This window comes from Streptomyces sindenensis, from assembly GCF_014649035.1.
In the GTDB taxonomy this organism is placed as follows: domain Bacteria; phylum Actinomycetota; class Actinomycetes; order Streptomycetales; family Streptomycetaceae; genus Streptomyces; species Streptomyces sindenensis.
Genome location: NZ_BMSG01000078.1, coordinates 1 through 1,446 on the forward strand (window position 1 = coordinate 1; position 1,446 = coordinate 1,446).

Below are 1,446 nucleotides of genomic sequence, written 5' to 3' on the forward strand. Positions count from 1 at the left end.
CGCGGGGCGAGAAGCCGCGCAAGGTCCACCGGGGCGTCGTCACCCGCGACTTCACCCCCAACGCGATGCTGCGGGATCTGGTCGAGGAGGCTCTGCGGGGCCGGCAGGCCGACCCGGCCCGCTACCAGGAGACGCTGCTCGCCCTCGGCGATCTGTACTGCCAGGGCTATGCCCCCCAGTTCCAGCTCCTCATCGACCAGCCGCCGGCACGCATCAGCCTGCCTCCGTACCCCTTCGAGCAGGAGACCTACTGGCCCTCCTCGGCGGATCTGACCCGACGCCTCCTCTCACCGGTCGGCGGCGGCACCCTCGGAGCGGGCGCGGACGCCGAACTGGTCGAGGAGTACGAGGAGTACGAGGACGAGGACGAGTTCTTCGAGAACACCGGGACCGCGGAGAGTGCCGAGCAGGCGCCGGACGGTGCGGCCGGTGCGGCCGCGGGGCCCGGGCGGCGGGTCGAGATGGTCGGCCTCTCGGTGGCGGAGTGCCTGGAGTGGGAACTGAAGGACGCCGTTTCGCAGTTGCTGAAGCTGCCGGTGGCCAAGCTGGACGAGGGCGCCAATCTTCAGGACTACGGTTTTGATTCGATCAGTCTGGTCGAGTTCGCGGGTGTGCTGGGCGAGCGGCTGGGTGTCGAGTTGACGCCGGATGTCTTCTTCAGTCATCCGACGTTGGTGAGTCTGGGTGGTCATCTCCTGGATGTGTACGGCGATGTGCTGGGTGCGTTCTATCAGGAGGGTGGTGCTGCGGGGGCGTCGGCGGTGGTTCCGGCGGTGGTGTCCGGGCGGCGTCGGGTGAAGCGTGCCGGGTCGCTCGTGCGTCGGTCGCGGGGTCTGGGGGTGCCGGCGGGTGTGGAGCCGGTGGGGATCGTGGGGATGAGTGGTCGGTTCCCGGGTGCTCGGACGGTGTCGGAGTTGTGGGACATTCTGGCCGAGGGCCGGAGTGTGGTGGGTGAGGTGTCGTCCGAGCGGTCGCCGGCTTGGGGTCCGGAGCGTCCGATGGGGGAGATGCCGGGGGTGGCGGAGTTCGATCCGTTGTTCTTCGAGATCTCGCCGCGTGAGGCCGAGCTGATGGATCCGAGGCAGCGGTTGCTGCTTCAGGAGATGTGGCGCGCCCTGGAGGACGCCGCCTACGGACCGGAACGCCTCGCCAAGGAGAAGGTGGGGGTCTTCGTCGGCGTCGAAGAGGGGGACTACGTCCTGCTCACCGAAGGAAAGGGCAGCGTCACCTCCAATGCGACGTCGATTCTCGCGTCGCGGTTGGCGTATTTCCTGAATCTTTCGGGTCCGAGTATGGCGATCAATACTTCTTGTTCGTCGGGTCTGGTGGCTTTGCATGAGGCGTGTCTGAGTCTTCGTTACGGGGACTGTGATACGGCGATTGTGGCGGGGGCGAACATTCTGTCTTACCCGGGTAGTTATGACGCTATGGCGGGTGCGGGGATGT

Annotated in this window: 1 protein-coding gene; it reads left to right on the plus strand. The window is 66.9% G+C overall.

Going from position 1 to position 1,446, the window contains the following annotated elements; all coding sequences use genetic code 11:
* Window positions 1-65 precede the first annotated feature (65 nt).
* A partial coding sequence (locus IE145_RS33090) for a beta-ketoacyl synthase N-terminal-like domain-containing protein (protein WP_229826031.1) occupies window positions 66-1,446 on the plus strand: 1,381 nt, incomplete at its 3' end.